Annotated in this window: 12 protein-coding genes and 2 pseudogenes; 6 read left to right on the forward strand and 8 right to left on the reverse strand. The window is 46.2% G+C overall.

The window, feature by feature from the left end; translation table 11 throughout:
* The first annotated feature begins 210 nt into the window (after positions 1-210).
* From EII32_RS02745 to EII32_RS02760, 4 genes are all read left to right on the forward strand, one after another.
* Positions 211-2,094 (forward strand): ATP-binding protein, encoded by a 1,884-nt coding sequence (locus EII32_RS02745; RefSeq protein ID WP_125233925.1) that lies wholly within the window; start codon positions 211-213, stop codon positions 2,092-2,094.
* An 87-nt stretch (positions 2,095-2,181) separates the two neighbouring features.
* Positions 2,182-4,134 carry an LTA synthase family protein gene (locus EII32_RS02750; protein ID WP_125233926.1) on the forward strand — a complete coding sequence of 651 codons (1,953 nt, stop codon included), beginning with the start codon at positions 2,182-2,184 and terminating at the stop codon, positions 4,132-4,134.
* A 64-nt stretch (positions 4,135-4,198) separates the two neighbouring features.
* Entirely contained in the window at positions 4,199-6,013 is a 1,815-nt protein-coding gene (locus EII32_RS02755) for an ArnT family glycosyltransferase (protein WP_125233927.1), read from the forward strand.
* 12 nt (positions 6,014-6,025) lie between these two features.
* Positions 6,026-6,238: a hypothetical protein gene (locus EII32_RS02760; protein ID WP_125233928.1), complete on the forward strand. Its 213-nt coding sequence runs from the start codon at positions 6,026-6,028 to the stop codon at positions 6,236-6,238.
* 216 nt (positions 6,239-6,454) lie between these two features.
* Here EII32_RS02760 and EII32_RS02765 read toward each other — a convergent pair whose 3' ends face one another.
* The 6 genes and pseudogenes from EII32_RS02765 to EII32_RS02790 form a co-directional block, all read right to left on the reverse strand.
* Positions 6,455-7,462 (reverse strand): 2-oxoacid:ferredoxin oxidoreductase subunit beta, encoded by a 1,008-nt coding sequence (locus EII32_RS02765; protein WP_125233929.1) that lies wholly within the window; start codon positions 7,460-7,462, stop codon positions 6,455-6,457.
* Complete coding sequence (locus EII32_RS02770; RefSeq protein ID WP_125233930.1) at positions 7,462-9,312, reverse strand: 2-oxoacid:acceptor oxidoreductase subunit alpha; 1,851 nt, start codon at positions 9,310-9,312, stop codon at positions 7,462-7,464. Before EII32_RS02770 ends, EII32_RS02765 begins: the two co-directional genes overlap by 1 nt.
* A gap of 167 nt (positions 9,313-9,479) precedes the next feature.
* Positions 9,480-9,890: a hypothetical protein gene (locus EII32_RS02775; protein ID WP_125233931.1), complete on the reverse strand. Its 411-nt coding sequence runs from the start codon at positions 9,888-9,890 to the stop codon at positions 9,480-9,482.
* A gap of 471 nt (positions 9,891-10,361) precedes the next feature.
* Positions 10,362-13,396, reverse strand: a pseudogene (locus tag EII32_RS02780) (type III restriction-modification system endonuclease).
* 5 nt (positions 13,397-13,401) lie between these two features.
* The gene (locus EII32_RS02785) at positions 13,402-14,394 is read right to left on the reverse strand and encodes a virulence RhuM family protein (RefSeq protein WP_125233932.1); all 993 of its coding nucleotides are present in this window, start codon (positions 14,392-14,394) and stop codon (positions 13,402-13,404) included.
* Positions 14,395-14,400: 6 nt separating this feature from the next.
* Positions 14,401-16,341, reverse strand: coding sequence for a site-specific DNA-methyltransferase (locus EII32_RS02790; RefSeq protein ID WP_125233933.1), 1,941 nt, complete (start codon positions 16,339-16,341; stop codon positions 14,401-14,403).
* 291 nt (positions 16,342-16,632) lie between these two features.
* Between EII32_RS02790 and EII32_RS12455 the strand changes: the two are divergent.
* Positions 16,633-16,843 (forward strand): annotated as a pseudogene (locus tag EII32_RS12455) (transposase); the annotation flags it as partial.
* A gap of 13 nt (positions 16,844-16,856) precedes the next feature.
* On the opposite strand, the gene EII32_RS12040 reads toward EII32_RS12455, so the two are convergent.
* Positions 16,857-17,027 carry a hypothetical protein gene (locus EII32_RS12040; protein WP_158611112.1) on the reverse strand — a complete coding sequence of 57 codons (171 nt, stop codon included), beginning with the start codon at positions 17,025-17,027 and terminating at the stop codon, positions 16,857-16,859.
* Positions 17,028-17,157: 130 nt separating this feature from the next.
* Positions 17,158-18,771: a phosphoenolpyruvate carboxykinase (ATP) gene (gene pckA, locus EII32_RS02805; protein WP_125233934.1), complete on the reverse strand. Its 1,614-nt coding sequence runs from the start codon at positions 18,769-18,771 to the stop codon at positions 17,158-17,160.
* 347 nt (positions 18,772-19,118) lie between these two features.
* On the opposite strand from pckA, the gene upp reads away from it, so the two are divergent.
* On the forward strand, positions 19,119-19,778 hold the full coding sequence (gene upp / locus EII32_RS02810; RefSeq protein ID WP_125233935.1) for a uracil phosphoribosyltransferase: 660 nt from the start codon (positions 19,119-19,121) through the stop codon (positions 19,776-19,778).
* The last annotated feature ends 498 nt before the right edge of the window (positions 19,779-20,276 follow it).

A 20,276-nucleotide genomic window follows, 5' to 3' on the forward strand; every position in this document is an offset into this window, starting at 1 on the left:
TTATCTGAAAATCTCATTTATTATGCAGATATTTTATTACCTTTGTGAACAGAATACAACTTTAAGAATAATGTAGATTTAACGGAATCAAAGTTGTTATGTTTGCAGAATGGTAATGAATGGCTTGCCGGACAGATTTGCAAATATCCTGCAACGATTTCCAAACATTTAAGTGTTTAAGAAAAGGAAACATAGATATGGCATAAGATTATGAAACGAGTATATGAATATGAAGACTTGCAACTTGTGTTGGAACAGTTTCTACAAGATAAGGAGTCGAGCGATTTGGAGTTCAAGTCGGCGAGAGGAGGATTTCCTCTTTCGTTTTGGGAAACATATTCATCGTTTGCCAATACGGACGGGGGCGTTATTGTCTTTGGTATCAAAGAAAAAGATGAGCAGTATTTCCTTGACGGTCTGACAGAAGAGCAGGTTAGAAAGTACGAAAAGGATTTCTTTAACAGAATGCACAGCAAGGAGAGTGTGAATATTGCATTACTGAAAGAAAATGATGTACGTACAATAAAACATGAAGATGCCTGTTTTCTGCTTTTCTATATTCCAAGAGTTGACAGAAGTCTGAGACCTGTGTATTGCGGACTTGACCCTTATACGGGAACTTATCGGCGTGACCTTGACGGGGATTACCATTGTTCGCGTGAGGAAGTGAACAGCATGTTTGCAGATGCGAACTTGGCAAGTCCTGTAGATGGACGTATTTTGGAGAATTTCAGCAAGAATGATTTGGATTTAGACTCTATCAAGCAATATCGTCGCAGATTTGAACAATGGAATCCTGATCATGTGTGGAATGCATTACCTGAAGATAAATTTTTGGAGAAACTTAATGTGTTCAGAAAAGACAGGAAGACGGGCAAGTATGGCTTGACTTACGCAGGACTGTTGATGTTCGGAACATATAGTGCCATCATGGACGAAAATCCTAATTTCTTCCCCGACTATCAGGAGATACAAGACCCAAAAGACAGATGGGTGAATCGAATTTGTCCTGACGGGAATTGGGAATCGAATTTGTTCCAGTTCTATAGCCGGACACTTCCCATCTTACAGAATTTCCTTCCTAAACCTTTCCAATTGAAAGGCAATCAAAGAAGAACGGAGACACAGGCTCATGTGGCTGTCAGAGAGGCATTGACCAATGCATTAGTACATGCAGACTATACGGAGAATGCTTCGTTGAATATATATAAATACCCAAATAAGATGGTGTTCTCAAATCCAGGCATCATGTTGATTTCGATAAAACAATATTATCAAGGAGGAGAAAGTATTTGCAGAAACAAGTATCTACAGACAATGTTCACTTTTTTAGGATCAGCAGAGAAAGCAGGAAGTGGTGTAGATAAGATTATGCGTGGTTGGGAAGAACTTAATTGGAAACGTCCTTATCTCGTTGAGAAGAAGCATCCCAATAAAGTAGTATTGACGTTGTCGATGGAATCCTTATTAGATAAATCGATAATAAAGGTACTTGTAGAACATTTTGGGAAGATTATAGAAAAGTTGCCTCGTCATCAATTGCTGACACTGGCGATGGCATATTCTGAAGAAGAAATAACTAATGAACGACTGCAATATGCCTTGGGAATACATCGGGCGGACATCACAAAAATGCTAAGCAAGATGTGTTCTCAGAAATTATTGGATTCATACGGACATGGAAGAGGTACAAAATACCGTGTTTATGGAATAAATGTAGGACTTAACGATACTAATGTAGGACTTGACAGTACTAATGTAGGACTTGACAGTACTAATGTAGGACTTAACAGTACTAATGTAGGACTTAACAGTACTAATGTAGGACTTAATGATACTAATGTAGGACTTAACAGTGATAATGTAAGACTTAATGATAAAAAAAGATACTCTCAATCGGAATTACGGGCACTTATAGTGGCTTATTGCACCAATTGGAGAACTGCTGATGAAATTGCACTTGAAGTCGGAAGGAATCCTGTATATATAAGAGACAGAGTTCTTCCACAACTATCTGATGTAATAGAAAAGATGTACGACATTCCTCATCATCCCCGTCAGAAATACAGGATAAAGCAAAATAATGAAAAATAACAATGAAATCGAACGGCAAGGCTGTCAACCGTTTGCCAATCACTGCCATGCCGTCAACAAAGCAATGGCATTCAACAAACAACAGATATGAAACGTTTTGGAAAGACTATAACATTCTTGTTAAAGATACATTTGCTGGGACTTGCCATGCTCAGCATGTTCCGCATAACAGAGTTCGTCGCACTGAAAGACCTGCTCACACCTGCCGTTAAAGGCGAGACATGGCTGCAGACGGGGGCGTTTGTGCGCGGAGTGTGGTTCGACAACGTTACGGCTTGCTATATAATGGTGGCGCCTATGTTCGTTGTGATGCTCGCGGCGTGCTTCCACAGTCACAACAGAGGGTGGCGGCGGTTTGCCGTGTGGTGGTTCTCGATATTTTATACTCTGGCATTCGCCGTATCGGCTGCCAACATACCATATTTCGGTTTCTTTTTCAAGAACATCAACTCGGGTATTTTCGAGTGGTTCGGATATACCGGCACCACGGCGGGAATGATGTTTCAAGAGAGCAGTTGGTGGTTATACATAATTCTTTTCATTGTCGTCACGGCAATATTCGTACGCCTGTTGTGGTTTATCGAGAAACGCACGTTCGTTGACATTCGGGGTACCGATGCCGGCAAACGCCGTCCGTCGGGCATTGCTTTGAGACTTGTCGTAACATCGGTGTTGCTCGGACTGTGTTTTTTCGGCATCAGAGGGCGCACGGGATACAATCCGATAAAGATAAGTGCGGCATATTACTGTAACGACTCTTTCCTCAATCAACTCGGCATAAACCCTGCTTTCAATCTACTCACGAGTGCCCTCGACGACATGCGAAAGGAAAATCGCTCGCTAAACCTCATGCCCACTGCCGAGGCAGTTACGATTGCACGGCACAGTCTCGGAATAACCGGCTCTGTGGATAGTCTCTATGTGCTCAGAAGGGAGATGGCGGGAGATTCTGTAAAGTCACGTCCCAATGTTGTGATAATACTCATGGAGTCGATGTCTGCAAACTTTATGAAAAGTTTTGGGGCGCGGGAGGAACTTACGCCGGTACTCGACAGACTGTACAAGACATCGCTGTCGTTCAGCAATTTCTACAGCACGGGCATCCACACCAACATGGGAATGACCGGGACACTTTACTCGTGTCCTGCCATTATGAAGCGAAACCTTATGAAAGGCACCGTTACGCCGAGACGAACGGGGCTTCCTACGGTTCTCAAGGAGAATGGCTATCACAACATGTTTTTTATGACACATGAGTCGCAATACGACAATATGAAGGCTTTCTTCGCACAGAACGGCTACGATGACATATATGCGCAGGAGGATTATCCGGCCGACAAGGTTGTCAATGCCTTCGGGGTGAACGACGGTTTCCTTTTCGAATTCGCACTCGATAAGATAAACCGGCAGGCGAAAACGGGCAAACCTTTCATGGCAACCGTGCTGACGATAAGCAACCACCCGCCGTATGTGATACCCGAAGGGTTCAAGTGCAGGAGCAAAGAGCCGGAGACACAAATAGTGGAATATGCCGACCGCTGCATAGGAGATTTTCTGCAAGCGGCACAAAGACAGCCGTGGTACGACAACACCATATTCGTCGTACTCGCCGACCACGGCAAACTTGTTGGCAAGGCAGATGCCGAACTGCCCCAAAGTTACAATCACATACCGCTGATGATGTTCGGTTGCGGCATTCAGCCACAGGTGTATGAAGGGCCGGGGTGTCAGATAGACGTGATGCCCACGCTGCTCGGAATTATGGGCATTGGATACACGTTCGACGGTTTCGGGCAGGATTTGTTGCGGCATCCGCGCGAGATGGTGTTCTACAGTGCCGACAATCAAATCGTGGCACGCAACAACGAGCAGGTATTCATCTATTCTCCCGAAATGCAGAAAAGTTTTACGTACGGCGTGATGCCCGGTTGGCAGTTGGCAGAGATGAAACCCGGGGCAGCCACCGATGTGCTGAGACGTTATGTGTTCGCAATGATAGAGACGGCAGAGTTCAACGAAAGGCAGAGTCGTTGTCGCTGATTGATTTCAGAAAAATGATATTTGCATAAACACGAAGATAAAAAACAAACAAGGAATTGGATATATGAAGAGTAGAAAAACGATGCTTGCGGCAGTGGTGGCGATATGTGCGGCAATGCTGATAACGTTTCTCCCGCTGACGGAATACAACTCGAAAGGAGAACCGCGTGAGGCCATAGTGGCAGTGACAATGCTGAAAACGGGTAATTGGATATTGCCGGTGAACAACGGAGGAGACATCGCTTACAAACCGCCACTCTTCCACTGGACGGCGGCACTGTGCTCGCTGCCGCAAGGATATGTGAGCGAGGCAACGTCGCGACTGCCTTCAGCACTATCGTTGACGGCAATGATAGGACTGATGTTTTGGTTCTACTCGAAACGCAGAGACAACTCTACGGCATTCCTTGCCGCCATGCTGACACTGACATCTTTCGAGGTATATCGGTCGGGAGTGAACTGTCGTGTGGATATGCTGCTCACAATGTTCATAGTGTTTGCAATCATGTTACTGTACAAATGGATAGAGGGCGGATGCCGCGGAATACCATTGTGGGCGGTGCTTTTTATGAGCGGGGCGGTGCTTACAAAAGGTCCGGTGGGGATAATACTTCCCTGCGGGGTTGCAGGTACATTCTTGTTGTTGAGGGGTAGGAATGTAAAAGAAGGAACGACAGGGAAGGAACAATGTACCGTGTCCTGCCACAGTCTGTCTTGCAGTTCTCTCCTTCGCCCTTTTTCCATACTGCTGTTGTCGTCGGTTCTTGCCCTGATACTTCCACTGTGCTGGTATTTTGCAGCCTATCGTCAGGGAGGCGACGAGTTTTTGGCGTTGGTATATGAGGAGAACGTGTTGCGAATGCTCGGCAAGATGTCGTATGAGAGTCATGTACACAACGTGTTCTATAATTTTCAGACCCTTATGACAGGGTGGCTGCCTTGGATACTTCTGCCGCTCGTATCGTTATTTTTCCTGCGCAAAAAACATTTCACGTATGCGAGACGATTTATTGACAAGCCTTGCGGATGGCTTGCCCGACTGAGGAATATGGAGCCGTTGGAACTTTACACGTGGGTGGCTTTCATCATCGTGGTGGCTTTTTACTGCATTCCCAAGAGCAAGCGCAGTGTATATCTTCTGCCCGCCTATCCTTTCATGGCATGGCTGCTGGCAGAGTGGATTACACGTATTGCACGCCGGAAACCCCTTGCCGTAAAAATCTTCTCCGGCATCATGGGAGTCATGGCGTTGCTTCTCGGCACAGTCTGTGCCGCATTGCAGTTTCACCTCGTTGCCCCCGACTCTTTCCACGGCAGGCATGCTTGGCAGAACCGACAGATTTTTGCCGCACTTCAGGACATCGGTTTCACGCCTGTCAGCATCTTGCTCATGCTTGTCCCCATTGTTGCCGGCATCTATGTAATTGTAAAACTTGCCCGCAGTTCGTCACGCGGTACGGCTTCAACGGTTGACACGTCTAAAGCGAAGGTGGGAAATAATGCCCATTATTTGTCTCTAATACCCGTAACAGCCATATATGTATGCCTTTACGGTTTGCTCCTTCCTGCCATACAGAACGTGAAAAGCGACCGCCCGCTTGCAATGGAGATAAGCAAGACATTGCCTGTCGATCACCTGTATTCTTTTGTTGAAGAACCCATGATGCATTTCTTCGGCACAAATTTCTACCTTGGCGATCGCATCAAACAGTTTGAGAAATCGTCTCCGTGTCACGGATTCCTCATGATTGCCGATGGCGACCGCACTGCATTTTTCGCCCGACACACGGAATATAAGTTTGTGGAGGTAAACCGCACGGAACACCCGGCAACGGAATTAAAGCAGATTATTTACTTCTACAAGTTTACCGCCCGTTGACCGGTAGAGGATGTGTTAAACCCAAATCGGTCATTAAACCACATTTGCTTAGGTTCGCCATTGCCGTTACGACTCCCAACCGCTTCAGCCCGCTTGCTGACATCTGTGCAGCCGTTTCATCTCGACGTAGCCCGCTACGCCTTCGATGAAACGGCTGCACATCTGCTCAACAATCGAACAAAAGCGGTTGAGGGTTCTAATGACAGATTCGGGTTAAAAACATAAGCATTATCTTCTGCCATTTGGTTTGTTTTGTCGAAGTATTTCGATGCCCCTCGTTGTCTTTCCGTTGCGGTGCGGACAGCGGAGCATATTGTTACAAAGCGGTATTGCAGAACATCTTGTAAGTCGTAAAAAGAAAGCGTGGGAGTAGAAGAAACAAGTTCTTCACACTCCCGCGCTTTTTGTTAATATCCTTTCGTTATAAAAGTGTCAAAAGGATTATTTAACCTCCCATGTGTCGTTGGTTTCGAGCAATTCGCTGAAATTGTGATATTTCTTCTTTGCCGAAACTTCTTCTATCTGTGCATATACCGCATCGTTGTAAGTAGGCGATTCCACATCGCGGATTACTCCGAGTGCTACCGGGAAGCCGTCTTCGTTGCACATCTCGGCAAGTTTCAGTTGCAAGGTGTTGTCTTCGCAGTGTGCGTCGTGCACCAAAACATCGTCGAGTGTATATCCGTCTTTGCCGATTTCCACCACCTTAAGACCGAAACCTTTCTGCACGAGACCGAACTCGTTGTTCTCGCCGAAAATAAGTTTCTCGCCGTGGCGCACGTAGATGCAGTTCTTCTTGCGACCGTCGTTGGTATATACCGGGTCATATACACCGTTGTTGAAGATGACACAATTCTGCAATATCTCGCATACGGCGGCACCCTTGTGCAGTTTTGCCGCTTTCAGAATTTCCTGTGTACCCTTGGCATCGGTGGCAACCGAACGGGCGAAGAAATTACCGCGGGCACCGAAACACAACTCTGCCGGACGGAACGGGTTTTCCACGGTGCCGTATGGCGATGACTTCGACACAAAGCCGCGCGGCGATGTCGGGCTGTACTGACCTTTGGTAAGTCCGTAGATGCGGTTGTTGAGCAGAATGATGTTTATGTCTATGTTGCGGCGCATGGCATGTATGAAATGGTTTCCGCCGATGGCAAGTCCGTCGCCATCGCCCGAAATCTGCCATACTGTGAGGTTGGGGTTTGTCACCTTTGCACCCGTGGAGATGGCCGCCGCACGACCGTGTATTGTCTGCATGGCGTAGGTATTGACATAATATGGCAGGCGACTTGAGCAGCCGATGCCCGATATCACTGCCGTCTCGTGCGGTGCTACGCCGATTTCGGCCATCGCTTTGTGGAGCGATGCAAGGAAAAAGTGGTCTCCGCAACCCGGACACCAACGGGGTTGTCCCTTTTTATAATCGTTTGCTGTGTACATTTTGATTAGAATTTTTGGGTTACGAACTCTACTATCTCATTCACTTGGAACGGTTGTCCCTTCACTTCGTTGTATTGGTATGGCACGAAACCGTCAATCTTTGTGCGCAGGTAAGCGGCGAACTGACCGAGGTTCTGTTCGGCAACGAGCACTTTCGGATACCGTCTGAGCACTTCTTCGGTGTTCTTCGGCAGCGGATTGATGTAACGGAATTGTGCGAGTGCAACCTTTCTGCCTTGTTTTTGGAGTTCTTCCATTGCAGAATAAAGATGTCCGAAAGTGGAACCGAAGCCCACGAGCAGCAGTTCGGCATCGTCCTTATCACCGAACACTTCCACATCGGGAACTTCTATGCGTGCCACTTTCTCTGCACGCAGACGGCACATGAGGTTGTGGTTTTCCGGATCTGTTGATATTGCACCGGTCTTGCCGTCTTTTTCCAGACCACCGAGAATGTGTGTGTAACCCTCTGTTCCGGGTATTGCCCAGTAGCGTGCGCCTGTCTTCGGGTCACGTTCGTACGGCGTATATTTGCCTTTCTGTTCCGGAAGAGCATAGTGAGGCTTTATCTCCGGCAATTTGTTTATGTCGGGCAGCAACCATGCCGACGAGCCGTTGGCTATGAATGCGTCGGTAAGGAGTATCACCGGTGTGAGATGTTCTACGGCAATCTTTGAAGCATCGTAGGCAGCATCGAAGCAGTCGGTGGGCGAGAGTGCGGCGATGACGGGCATCGGACTTTCACCGTTTCGACCGTATAGAGCCTGCAACAGGTCGGTTTGCTCGCTCTTCGTCGGCAGACCGGTTGACGGGCCTCCGCGTTGTACGTCAACGATTACGAGCGGGAGTTCGTCGATTACGGCGAGGTTTATCGCCTCGCTCTTGAGACATACACCGGGGCCCGATGTCGATGTTACCGCAAGCGCACCGGCAAAAGATGCGCCTATGGCACTGGCGCAGCCCGAAATTTCGTCCTCGCACTGTACCGTTATCACACCGAGCGACTTGTGCTTTGCCAACTCGTGCAGTATGTCGGTGGCGGGAGTGATGGGGTAAGAACCGAGGAACAGGCGCATGCCGGCTTTCTCGGCGGCGGCAATCAGTCCGTATGCCGTTGCCTTGTTGCCGGTGATGTCCATGTAGCGACCTGCCACCTTGTGCTTCGATTCGATGCGGTAGGTTGCCGGAACGCTGGCGTGAACGTTGTGTCCGTAGTCGTATCCTGCCTGAACCACTTTGATGTTGTTCTCTGCAATTTCCGGTTTCTTTGCAAATTTCTCACGCAGGAAATTTCCCACGAGATTTATGTCGCGGTTGAACAGCCAGCATACTATACCGAGGGCAAACATGTTGCGGCATTTCAGTTGTGCCTTGTTGTCCATGCCGGTATCCTTGAGGCAGTCCTTTACCATCTTCGTAAGGGGGCATTGTATTACGCGATCCGGATCGATGCCCATCTCGCCGAGATAGTCCTCCGTTCGGAATGCCGCCTTTTTCAGGTCGCTCGCACCGAAAGAGTCGGTGTCGATGATAATTGTAGCCTGTGGTTTTGCATACTTGTACTGTGTTTTCAAAGCCGCGGCGTTCATTGCCACGAGCACATCGCATTTGTCGCCGGGCGTGTAAACCTTGCCCGAGCCGATGTGTACTTGGAATCCTGACACACCGGTAAGTGAGCCTTGCGGAGCCCGAATGTCTGCAGGATAGTCCGGGAACGTGCTTATGCCGTTGCCCACTGTAGCAGAAACTGTTGAGAAGATATTGCCGGCAAGTTGCATACCGTCGCCGGAATCTCCCGAAAACCGGACTACTACTTGTTCGATTTCCTTGATTTCTAATTTGCCTTGTTCAGCCATTTTAATTGTTTGACGTTATTTAGATTTAAGAATATAGTGAGTGCAAAGGTCTTAAAAACAATTTAAATAACAAAATAAAAAAGCATAATTTTGTCCTTTTTCATGTTTTCTCGGGAAATCTTCGGCAATATCTCCGAACTTACCACATTAAACATATGACGCTTGCCTTATCGTAGCATGGTATTTGTTGTTTTTACGGACAGTACGCCCGTGTCTGTCCGCGGATATATGTGCCTGTACGTTGCGTTCCCCTTCCCCGTTTCTCCGAGGATAGGTTTACGGCATTTCGGAGGGCGAAGTATTGTGACATTCTTTGGTTTTGAACGAGTTTTTAATGACGTTTTCCATAAACCCGAATCGGTCATTATACCGCATTTGCTTAGATTTGCCATTGCAGTTACGCTTCCCAAACGCTTTAGCCCGCTTGCTGATCTGCACAGCCATTTCATCTCGATGTAGCCCGCTACGCCTTCGATGAAACGGCTGCACATCTGCTCAACAATCGAACAAAACCGGTTGAGGGTTCTAATGACAGATTGGGGATAAAATTTCAACCCCACACAATGTGGCATCAACATACGTAAAAATAGTTTTTACCATCTGTTTCAGCCGTATCGGTTCTTTTTTCAACATGTTTTTTGGGGCATGCTTTTCTCTTTTCGGTCATGTCTTTTGAATTTATTCGTCGCTTTGTACACAATCCAATCGTAATCGGTAACAATTAAGTATGGATGAAATGTTTCAAAAGACACATATACGCAAGTAGCGCGAGTGGGGAAAAGACTCTCGGCGCAAGCCGTCGCTGATACGACATGCGCGTCATGTGGCAAGTCCGCCGCCGTGAAAAAAATCGGAAAACAATTCCGTTACTTTGCAGAAGTTCAAACCATTTACGTTATCCTTTACCCCGAACCGGTGTCCCGTTTGTGCTTAACCGTATCTCAATTTCGCCGAAATTACCGACCAAATTCGGCGGTTTTACTCACCGATTTCGGCTAAATTGCCGAGCAGTTTATATTTAGTCGTTCCTACTGCCATAATTTTTCAACTTATTTCATCACCTTATCATATAATGTCTTGTAGTCTTTTGCTACGCCATACACCACATCACCACTCTGGCTGATGGCTTCGAAGTGGCGGGCGGCACATTCGAGCTTGGCATCTTCTGCACCACGGAGTTGGGAGCGTTGCCATTCGTTGCCTTTGGTCTCAGCTACAAAGTAGATATGCTTCACTGTGCCTTCGTTGAAAGCTATCGCCCAGTCCGGATTGTAGTGACCCATCGGCGTATTGATATAAAAATCACATGGCAGTTTGGTATAGACAGCCACCTCATCGTGCGTCTCCAAAGACTCGGCGAACCGTTTCTCCACGCCCTCGCTATCTACCACTACAAGGTCGTAGAGTGATTTCGTGCTCTCGATGGCATTGATACCTATCTTGCCACGCAGGGTATCTTCGGTGAATATGTCCACATCGTAGGTATTGTCGGTGCGTTCGTAGCATATCTTCTGCACCACCGCCATTGCCTTTTCGTCGTTTATGATGTTGCCTACCTTGCGGATAAACTCCTCCGGATTCATCTTAAACTGATGGAATGTCTCAGGCTTGATACCCTTCAAGACTGCCACGATAGTTTTACGGGTAAGTCCGGTAGCAGCCACCAGTCTGCCAATCAAGTCGTATGCCACGCCCGTGCCAACCGTCTCACGCACATGATAAGTGCGTGCTTTCTCTCGTACCATTGCAGCCCCGGCTTTGAGCTGTTCTTTGTCGCGTATCTCTTCCATGCTCCCTTCCTCCATCACAAGACGTATCTCTGTTACACAGAGGCGTTTGTCGATGGCATCAACAGACTTGTGGATAAGGTCTGCCGTATCAAAATCCACCTTATAGTAAGTCTTGACATTGATGCGCTTCCACAGTTCCTGGAACTGCTTCTTCTTAAACTGCTCTTCTTGGAAGTTCGCCTTCTTTGGTTTGCGGGCATCACCCGGCTTGACGGCATTCGGATTAAAGACTTTATCCAATGTCTGTATAATACCCTCTTTGATGTCATTAAACAGGTCGCCAAAGTTGAGAGTTTCGGTTTCTTTTTCCTCAAAGTAGATATCGGTCAGTTTGCCATCGTCGTCCACATAGTCGCACTTAATGAGCCGGTTGTATATCTTTCGGGCATCATCTACCGTTATTTTCACCTTTTTGCCCTCTGCCGTTTCATAGACGTGATCCACAAAGAGTGTCGGGGTGATGACCACAGGGCGGTCGCTCACCACATCGGCAATCTCGTGCTGTAACTGCTTGGAGAACTGCTCGTAACTTTCGCTGGCTATCACGGTCAACACATTGGTATCGAATACTTTGTTGCCCAACACATTGGCATCTTGACGCTCACCGTCTTTGTTAACGCAAAGGCGCATACCACGTCCTACCTCCTGACGTTTGTTGGTCTCATTGGCACTGTTCTTCAGCGTGCAAATCTGGAACACATTGGGGTTGTCCCAGCCTTCTTTCAGAGCCGAGTGCGAGAAGATAAAACGTGTCGGTTCGTCGAAACTCAGCAATCGTTCCTTATCCTTCATAATCAGGTCGTAGGCACTTTCATCACTGCTGCCCGCCTCACCACGTTTCACTTTTGAGTCGATAAACTTGCCCTTCTTGTCTTTCGAGAAGTAGCCATTGTGTACCTGTTCTGCCGAGAAACGTGACAGATAGCGAGTGTAAGCGTCATCAGTAAAAGTGGGTTGCAACTCTTGCAACACTCGATGGTATTCTTCTTCAAAAATTTCGGCAAACTTACCTTTGCCATTACCGCCGTTGTCGTAAGTGCGATAGTTCTTCACATGGTCAATGAAGAAGAGGCTCAGCACCTTGATACCCTTTGGAAAGAGTGTGCGCTCGCGTTCGATATGCGTCTTGATAGTCTCGCGTATCTGTATTCTTCGCATCATGTCTTCGGTAACTTTACCTTGCGAATCTCCCTCATACAGCACCGTACCGTTGAGAAGTCTCACCATGCCGGCTCGTCCGTCTATGCGCTCCACCACATAATGGTCGCGATACTCTTCCATCTGTCCGCTTTGCTCATAGATATCGAAGCCCTCGCCAACCAACTTGGTCGTCTGGCGCACGTTGCCTGTTTTGCCAATGATGTCGTAGGTGATGCGTGCCTGTGGGTTTTTATCTTTGCTTACCACTATCTCATCAAGATAGAGAAAACCATTGGTGGCAGTACTTCCCACTTGGCGTATGCCTTTCACCTCGATTTTCTTCACCAATTTCTTGTTGTAGGCATCGATGGCATCAAGACGATATACCATGTTCATCACCTCACGATGCGTAGCCGAATAGAGCAGCATCGCAAGCGGATTGAAGAGTTTGATACCCTTTCGGGTAGCATTGTTGGCATTGGCACCGAGCACGCTCTGCGGTTCGTCGATAATCATCACGGGGTGGGTCTTTGACAGAATGTCTATCGGGCGGCGGCGTCACCACTGCGTCCTTCCTGATTCTTATCCTCATTGAGCGACGAGTTGAACGCCTGCGTGTTGATAATCATAACGTACAGGTTCTTGTCGCTCGCAAAGTTGTCTATCTTGGTGAGTTGCTTCGAGTTGTAGATGAAGTATTGCATCCGCTTACCATATTCATGGGCAAAGTGGTCTTGCATTGTCCTAAAACTATTATACACACCTTCACGGATAGCCACACTCGGCACCACGATGATAAACTTGCTCCAGCCATAATGCTTGTTCAGTTCGTACATTGTCTTGATGTAGGTATAGGTCTTACCAGTACCCGTCTCCATCTCAATGGTGAGGTGTACGCCCTCGCCCTCCAAATGGTCGATAGGCTTCAAGCCTTGCTCCATCTGTATGGCACGCACATTCTCTTTGATGTCGCCACGGTCGAGTGTGAGCGGAGCATTGCCAAAGCCTTTCGTATCAAAGGCTTTGGTCTGCCGGCTCGTTCCTTGATCCATGATATATCCAACTTTATCGTGATAGGGTTGTCCTTGGAAGGCACGTACCACATTGCGTGCTGCCTCTACCTGAAAACCTTGATGTTTAAATCTTAGTTTCATAACTTCTAATTGTTTCCTTTTTTACCTCGTTCCTCCAAACGCTTGATGGCATTGAGGTAATTGCGTTCTACATCGCTGATGGTACGTTGTTTATATTTACGATACTCATTGGCGGCATGCTCCATTGCCTCCGAGTGCGACACTTTGCCTGCATCTTGTAGCAGTTGTTCGCCCGTCATGGTAAGTATTCGATCCAGATAGTTTGCCCAGTCGTTCATCGTCATGGGTTGCTCTTTCTCGGCTTGACGCTCTGCAAAGTCGAGATAACCCGATACCAACTGCCCCATTACACGGAGTTCCTTATCATCCAAATAATTCTTTGCCGTGCGTGCTTCGGCTAAGGTGGGTTGCCCTCCTTTAAAAGTAAGTAACCCCATAAAATCATTTTCAGCATCGGCACGCTCCGCTATCAATTCTGCTGCCGTGTGTCCGTGTATGGCATAATGAATCTTGTTTTGTACCTTTTTGAAAAACTCCTGCGAGACAGAGGCACGTGGGTCGTAGTCGATGCTGGTGGCATAAATCTCCAACACTTGGCGATAAAACACTTTCTCTGTGGCACGAATGTCGCGGATACGATCCAGCAGTTCTTTCCAGTAGCCGCCACCACCTAACTTCTTCAACCGTTCATCATCGAGCGTAAAACCTTTGGTGATATATTCCTTCAGACGCAACGTAGCCCATTGGCGAAAGCGAGTGGCGGTGATGCTGCGTACACGATACCCCAAGGCGATAATCATATCGAGGTTGTAGAAGGCTGTTAAATAGGATTTACCATCGGCAGCAGTAGTTCGGAATTTCCGAACTACTGCTTCTTCCATAAGTTCTCCCTCCTCAAAGATATGCTTAATGTGCTCACTCACATTCGATTTGCTCGTTTGGTATAACTCACACATCTGCGCCTGAGTAAGCCACAAGGTGTCTTCCTCCAGTTTAACATCTATCTTGGTCAAACCATCTTGACCGGTATATATCAATATCTTGTTGTTCTCATTCATATTTCCTCAAATCACTCTGATATTTTGCATTGACTCATTCTCATCCCAGTCGAGTTGCTGCTTGAACAGCTCAAAAATATTGATTTTGGTTTTGTCTTCATCAAAGCAACTGTCACGGAAGAGTACACGCAGAGGTTGCTTGTCCGCCATAGCCTTCACCACATTCTCCGTAATGTTCTCGGCGAAGCAGGCCACTAAGCCGTTACCATCTACGGTGTATATTTTGCAACCGTCCACCTCTTCGGTCTGCATCGGCAGCGAGAGCTGAACACCCCACGAAAGCATGGCACCAAAGAGCAGGTCTAAGTCGGTGCGGTCTGCCTTGATGTTGTCGGCAAAGAGATCGAGCATCTGCTGGTCGTACTCGTCAGGCGACTTCTCAACGTTCTCATAATTGCTGTCTGCGAGGCGGAATACGCGGAAACCGGTGTCAAGATCTTGCGTTGTCAGAGGTGACTCCTCCTTTATCTTCTTACCGGCACGACGGATGCGCTCTTTGGCTATATCGGGGATTGTATTATAGCCTGCCTTACGAGCCTCGCTGTCTTCGGGAGTTTCTTCGGGTAATTGAACGCAAATGTACCTTCTGTTCCCTTTATCCTCTGCATTTAATTGCATAACGGCGTGGGCTGTGGTAGCAGAGCCTGAAAAGAAATCGAGGATATATTGTTTTTCCTCCTTCTTTATATAAAAGTTAATCAGATACTTTAACAAAGAAACTGGTTTGGGATAATCAAAGACTTTTCTTCCAAACATTTCCGTAAGTTCATTACCGGCATATTCTGTCGTATACACACCAACACTGCTGTCTATTAAATTTGGTGGCGCTTCCGCACCATATTCTGCTTTTTTGTATGAAATGACAAGTTGCTTTGATAAATTAACAACAGTGCCATTATTCAATTGGTCTTCTAAAGTTTCTTGAACCCATATAAATCTATTTCTAAAGGACACTTCATTTTCATTAGTGCCATTCTTGACTGTTAAATCATTAAGTAGCTCATTAGGAAACTTTTCCGTTCCGTAAGTTCCTTTAGGGATAACTCCATCTCTAAATTTACAGTTAATTGTTTTAGGAGCAAATTTCCAAACTTTATAACTATTCTGTGGCTTTGTTGAAGGATCATCACTTGAGCTTACTTTCTTTATACCACAGAACATATCTGTGTTTGCACCATTATGGTAAGATAAAACATATTCTATATTTTTCTTTATTTTCTTAGATAAATTAGGAGGGGTCGCAGACTTGAACCAATTCCATTGTCCAACAAAATTCTTTTCTCCGAATACTTCATCACAAATATTCTTCAAATTACGAACTTCGTTATCATCAATAGAAATAAAGATCACACCGTCCTCTGTCAGCAACGAGCGAGCCACCAACAGTCGGCTATAGATCATTGAGCACCAATCGGAGTGAAAACGACCATTGCTATCAAGGTTCTTGCGATAGCGGTTGCCCTCCTCGTCCACATTACCCGCAGCAAGTTCCTCCTCTTCGGCAGTATGTGCAAAGTCGTCATGATACACAAAGTCGTTGCCCGTATTGTAAGGTGGATCAATGTAAATCATCTTCACCTTACCCATATAGCCCTTCTGCAAGAGCTTGAGCACACGCAGGTTGTCGCCCTCGATATAGAGATTCTCGGTGGTATCCCAATCTATGGAGTCCTCGGGTACGGGGCGCAAGGTGTCGGTTATAGAGGCGGAAGCCTCACGGCGGGCAGCCTGTTTGCCCGGCCATGTAAACTGATACATTTCCTCACTATCCTCCACAGCATTGTCGCCAAGCAGTTGGCGCAGGATCTTAAAATTGACAACGTGCTTGACAGCCCCCGTCTTTTCGTCCTTCTCTTCGGTAAAGCACGAGGGGACTATATGGTAGAGTGCTTCAAGGTTGAGCTTGCTACCATCTACCGATGTACGTTCCAATCTTTCAGGTTTCATTATATCTTGTTTTTATTGTTTCTATTTTATATGCGAGTTCGGGATAAGAAATCATCATGAAATTTGGTAATCCGCGGAAAATGTTGTATCTTTATAGTATTTAAAATCAATAAAATACAAACAAAACACTCCATGATTACCGAGGACAAAATTACAGAAATTTTCTGTATTATCGATGAATTTAACAAGAATTTTAATGCCGAACTTGATAAAAATCTGTTTTTGAGGCATCGGCAGGCGTTATCATAATCGTAAAGGTCAAATGTCGGAAAGTGAAAGAAAGTAAACCTAAAAATACCAATGTGGGATAAAATAATGCTTCGGAAAAGGTACACGTACAGAGTGCGTCAACGAATTGCTCAAGAACAAGGCAAACCTCGTCCATTCACGACACAGGTCTGTACATAACTTCATAACGAATCTGTGCTCGGCACTTACTGCATATTGTTTCTTCGAGAACAAACCAAAAGCATTGCCGGTACATGTGGAAAAATCGAGATAGTTAGAACTCCTTTTTAATGGATCTTATCCCGAACTCGCGTAGAGATCTCAATCCTTGAATATTTTAACCCCAATCGGTCATTAGAACCCTCAACCGATTTTGTTCGATTGTTGGGCAGATGTGCAGCCGTTTCATAGAAGGCGTAGCGGGCTAAAGCAGTTGGGAAGCGTAACGACAATAGCAAATCTGAGCAAATGCGGTCTAATGACAGATTGGGGTTTAAACACAATATACAAAATATGATAAACAAAAAGTACCGCAGATTGTTGCCTGCGGTACTTTTTCGTTATGTTGGAAAAAGATTTCCTTATGCTTTAAAGTTTCGGACCTGCTGCCACGAGAGCCTTGCCGGCTTCGTTGGTCTCGTACTTCTTGAAGTTCTTTATGAAACGTCCTGCGAGGTCCTTTGCTTTCTCGTCCCACTGTGAAGCATCTGCGTATGTGTCGCGCGGGTCGAGTATTGCCGGGTCAACGCCTTCGAGTTTTGTGGGCACCGTGAAGTTGAAATATGGTATAGTCTTCGTCGGAGCCTCGTCAATCGAGTGGTTGAGTATTGCGTCTATGATACCGCGTGTATCCTTGATGGATATGCGCTTTCCCGTTCCGTTCCAGCCGGTGTTAACGAGATAAGCCTTTGCACCGCTCTTCTGCATCTTCTTTACGAGTTCCTCGGCATATTTCGTGGGGTGAAGTTCGAGGAAAGCCTGTCCGAAACATGCTGAGAATGTGGGAGTAGGCTCTGTGATGCCGCGCTCTGTTCCGGCGAGTTTTGCCGTGAATCCGGAGAGGAAATAGTACTTTGTCTGTTCCGGATCGAGTATAGATACCGGGGGAAGTACACCGAAAGCATCTGCGCTGAGGAATATAACCTGCTTTGCATCGGGTCCTGCGCTCTTGCCGTTCACTTTCTTCACGATGTTGGTGATGTGCTCTATCGGATACGATACGCGGGTGTTCTCGGTTACGCTCTTGTCTGCGAAATCAATCTTGCCGTCTTCGGCAACGGTTACGTTCTCAAGGAGTGCGTCGCGTTTGATGGCGTTGTATATGTCCGGCTCGCTCTCTTTGTCGAGATTGATTACCTTTGCATAGCAACCGCCTTCGAGATTGAACACGCCCTCATCGTCCCAGCCGTGCTCGTCGTCGCCGATGAGGAGACGTTTCGGGTCGGTTGAGAGAGTGGTTTTACCGGTACCTGACAGACCGAAGAAGATGGCGGTGTTCTCGCCGTTCTTGTCGGTGTTGGCAGAGCAGTGCATTGATGCGATGCCTTGCAACGGCAGGTAGTAGTTCTGCATGGAGAACATTCCTTTCTTCATCTCGCCGCCGTACCATGTGTTGATGATTACTTGTTCGCGACTTGTGGTGTTGAAAGCCGAACAGGTTTCCGAGTTCATTCCGAGTTCTTTGTAGTTCTCTACCTTGGCTTTCGATGCGTTGTAGATTACGAAATTCGGCTCAAAATTCTCCAACTCTTCTGCCGTCGGGCGTATGAACATGTTGGTAACGAAATGTGCCTGCCATGCCACTTCCACAATGAAACGCACTGCAAGGCGTGTTCCTTCGTTGGCACCGCAGAAAGCGTCAACAACATAAAGGTTCTTATTACTAAGTTCTTTGATTGCGATTTCCTTTACCTTGTTCCATACCTCCTCGCTCATGGGGTGGTTGTCGTTCTTGTATTCTTCGGTTGTCCACCACACTTTGTCGTGGCTTTGTGCATCGTCAACAATGTACTTATCCTTAGGCGAGCGTCCTGTATAGATGCCTGTCATCACGTTCACTGCATCAAGTTCGGTAAGTTTACCCTTGTCATAGCCGGTGAGTTCAGGTTTCATTTCCTCGTTGAAGAGGGTTTCGTAAGACGGATTGTGAGCAATCACCGTACTGCCGGTGATGCCATACTGTGTCAAATCTAACTTTGCCATAAATTAATAAATATTTAAAAGTTCGTTTTTACTTAATTATATAATACTTTAATATTTCGGGCACAAAGTTAGTTGTTTTTCCCCGAACAAGTATTTTTTTGCATAATAAAAATACGGTGTGCGTGGATTTTTTGGTTAAAGTATTAAAAAAAATACGGATATGAAACATTTTTGTCACACAGAGTTAGCAAAAAAACGTAATTATTCGTATATTTGCGCATTAGTTTATTTAATAATGAGATTATGAAGACATTAACACCACGGGAAATGGCTTTTCTCTTGTTGTGTGTCTTCCGGAAACGTGTATGGGTAAGCGCATATAATATTTAAGTATAATACATATATAAATGGAAATAATAAATCTTAGTGAACAGCAGAGCATACTCGGACAATATCTTGCCGAGATCCGTGACAAGGAATATCAGAAGAACCGGACTTTGTTCCGGAACAACATAAGGAGGATTGGGGAGATAATGGCTTTCAACATCTCGAGACTGTTTACTTATGCCCCGGTTTCAGTGGAGACACCGCTCGGAACGGCAAGCGTGGAAGTGCCGGCAGACAAGTTGGTCATTGCCACGGTGTTGCGTGCCGGTCTTCCGTTTCACGAGGGTTTCCTGCATGTGTTCGACCATGCTGAGAACGGTTTCGTTTCGGCATTCCGCATGTACACCAATCGCGAGCATACCGAGGTGGGCATTCACACCGAGTACATGGCATGCCCGTCGGTAGAAGGCAAGACGTTGATTATAGTCGATCCGATGCTTGCCACGGGAGGTTCGATGGCTGCCGCTTACGAGGCATTGGTCAAAAGCGGCAAACCGAGTCAGGTGCATGTGGCATGTGTCATTGCCACACCCGAAGGACTTGATGTTTTGAAGCAGTCTCTCCCGCCGGAGAATAGTACGATATGGGCTGCCGCCATCGATCCGGGAATGGACGAACACAAGTATATCGTGCCGGGATTCGGTGATGCCGGCGACCTTTGCTATGGAGAAAAACTTTGACATCGACGGATATTAACGGTGCATATAGTTGCACATTGTCATACCGATGTAATACCTGATTACCTTTTAACGTGAGTTCGGTATAAAAGATTTATTTTAATATATTTAATCCACATTTAAAGGAGGAGGATTAAACCATCCCTCTTATACCGAACTCACATAGATTTTTATCAAATTCGGCATTAAAATTCTTGTTAAATTCATCGATAATACAGAAGATTTCCGGAGTTTTCTTGAACAAAGTGAAAAACTTTGTACTCGGTAACAATGGCGGATTTAGTTTGTATTTTATTGATTTTGAATACAATAAAGATATAACAGTTTCCGCATGTTACCAAATTTATGATGAGTTATGATCCCGAATTCGAGTATTTTAAGGAACATACATTGATATTGTTTCTTACAGTTTTATCTTGTTCTCATGGTCTCGTATTATGTCGTTTTCAAGTTCATTTTTTTTCTTGTCGTTCTTTCTTATGCTCCACCTGAACAATATCC

Origin of the sequence: Prevotella sp. OH937_COT-195 (assembly GCF_003932845.1) — a bacterium.
GTDB lineage: Bacteria > Bacteroidota > Bacteroidia > Bacteroidales > Bacteroidaceae > Prevotella.

Bases quoted from the DNA above. Each gene is read 5' to 3' on its own strand.
- EII32_RS02745 (WP_125233925.1), top strand. From the start codon at position 211: ATGAAACGAGTATATGAATATGAAGACTTGCAACTTGTGTTGGAACAG.
- upp (WP_125233935.1), top strand. From the start codon at position 19,119: ATGGAAATAATAAATCTTAGTGAACAGCAGAGCATACTCGGACAATAT.
- EII32_RS02775 (WP_125233931.1), bottom strand. From the start codon at position 9,890: ATGTTGATGCCACATTGTGTGGGGTTGAAATTTTATCCCCAATCTGTC.
- EII32_RS02785 (WP_125233932.1), bottom strand. From the start codon at position 14,394: ATGAATGAGAACAACAAGATATTGATATATACCGGTCAAGATGGTTTG.
- EII32_RS02750 (WP_125233926.1), top strand. From the start codon at position 2,182: ATGAAACGTTTTGGAAAGACTATAACATTCTTGTTAAAGATACATTTG.
- EII32_RS02755 (WP_125233927.1), top strand. From the start codon at position 4,199: ATGAAGAGTAGAAAAACGATGCTTGCGGCAGTGGTGGCGATATGTGCG.
- EII32_RS02790 (WP_125233933.1), bottom strand. From the start codon at position 16,341: ATGAAACCTGAAAGATTGGAACGTACATCGGTAGATGGTAGCAAGCTC.
- EII32_RS02770 (WP_125233930.1), bottom strand. From the start codon at position 9,312: ATGGCTGAACAAGGCAAATTAGAAATCAAGGAAATCGAACAAGTAGTA.
- pckA (WP_125233934.1), bottom strand. From the start codon at position 18,771: ATGGCAAAGTTAGATTTGACACAGTATGGCATCACCGGCAGTACGGTG.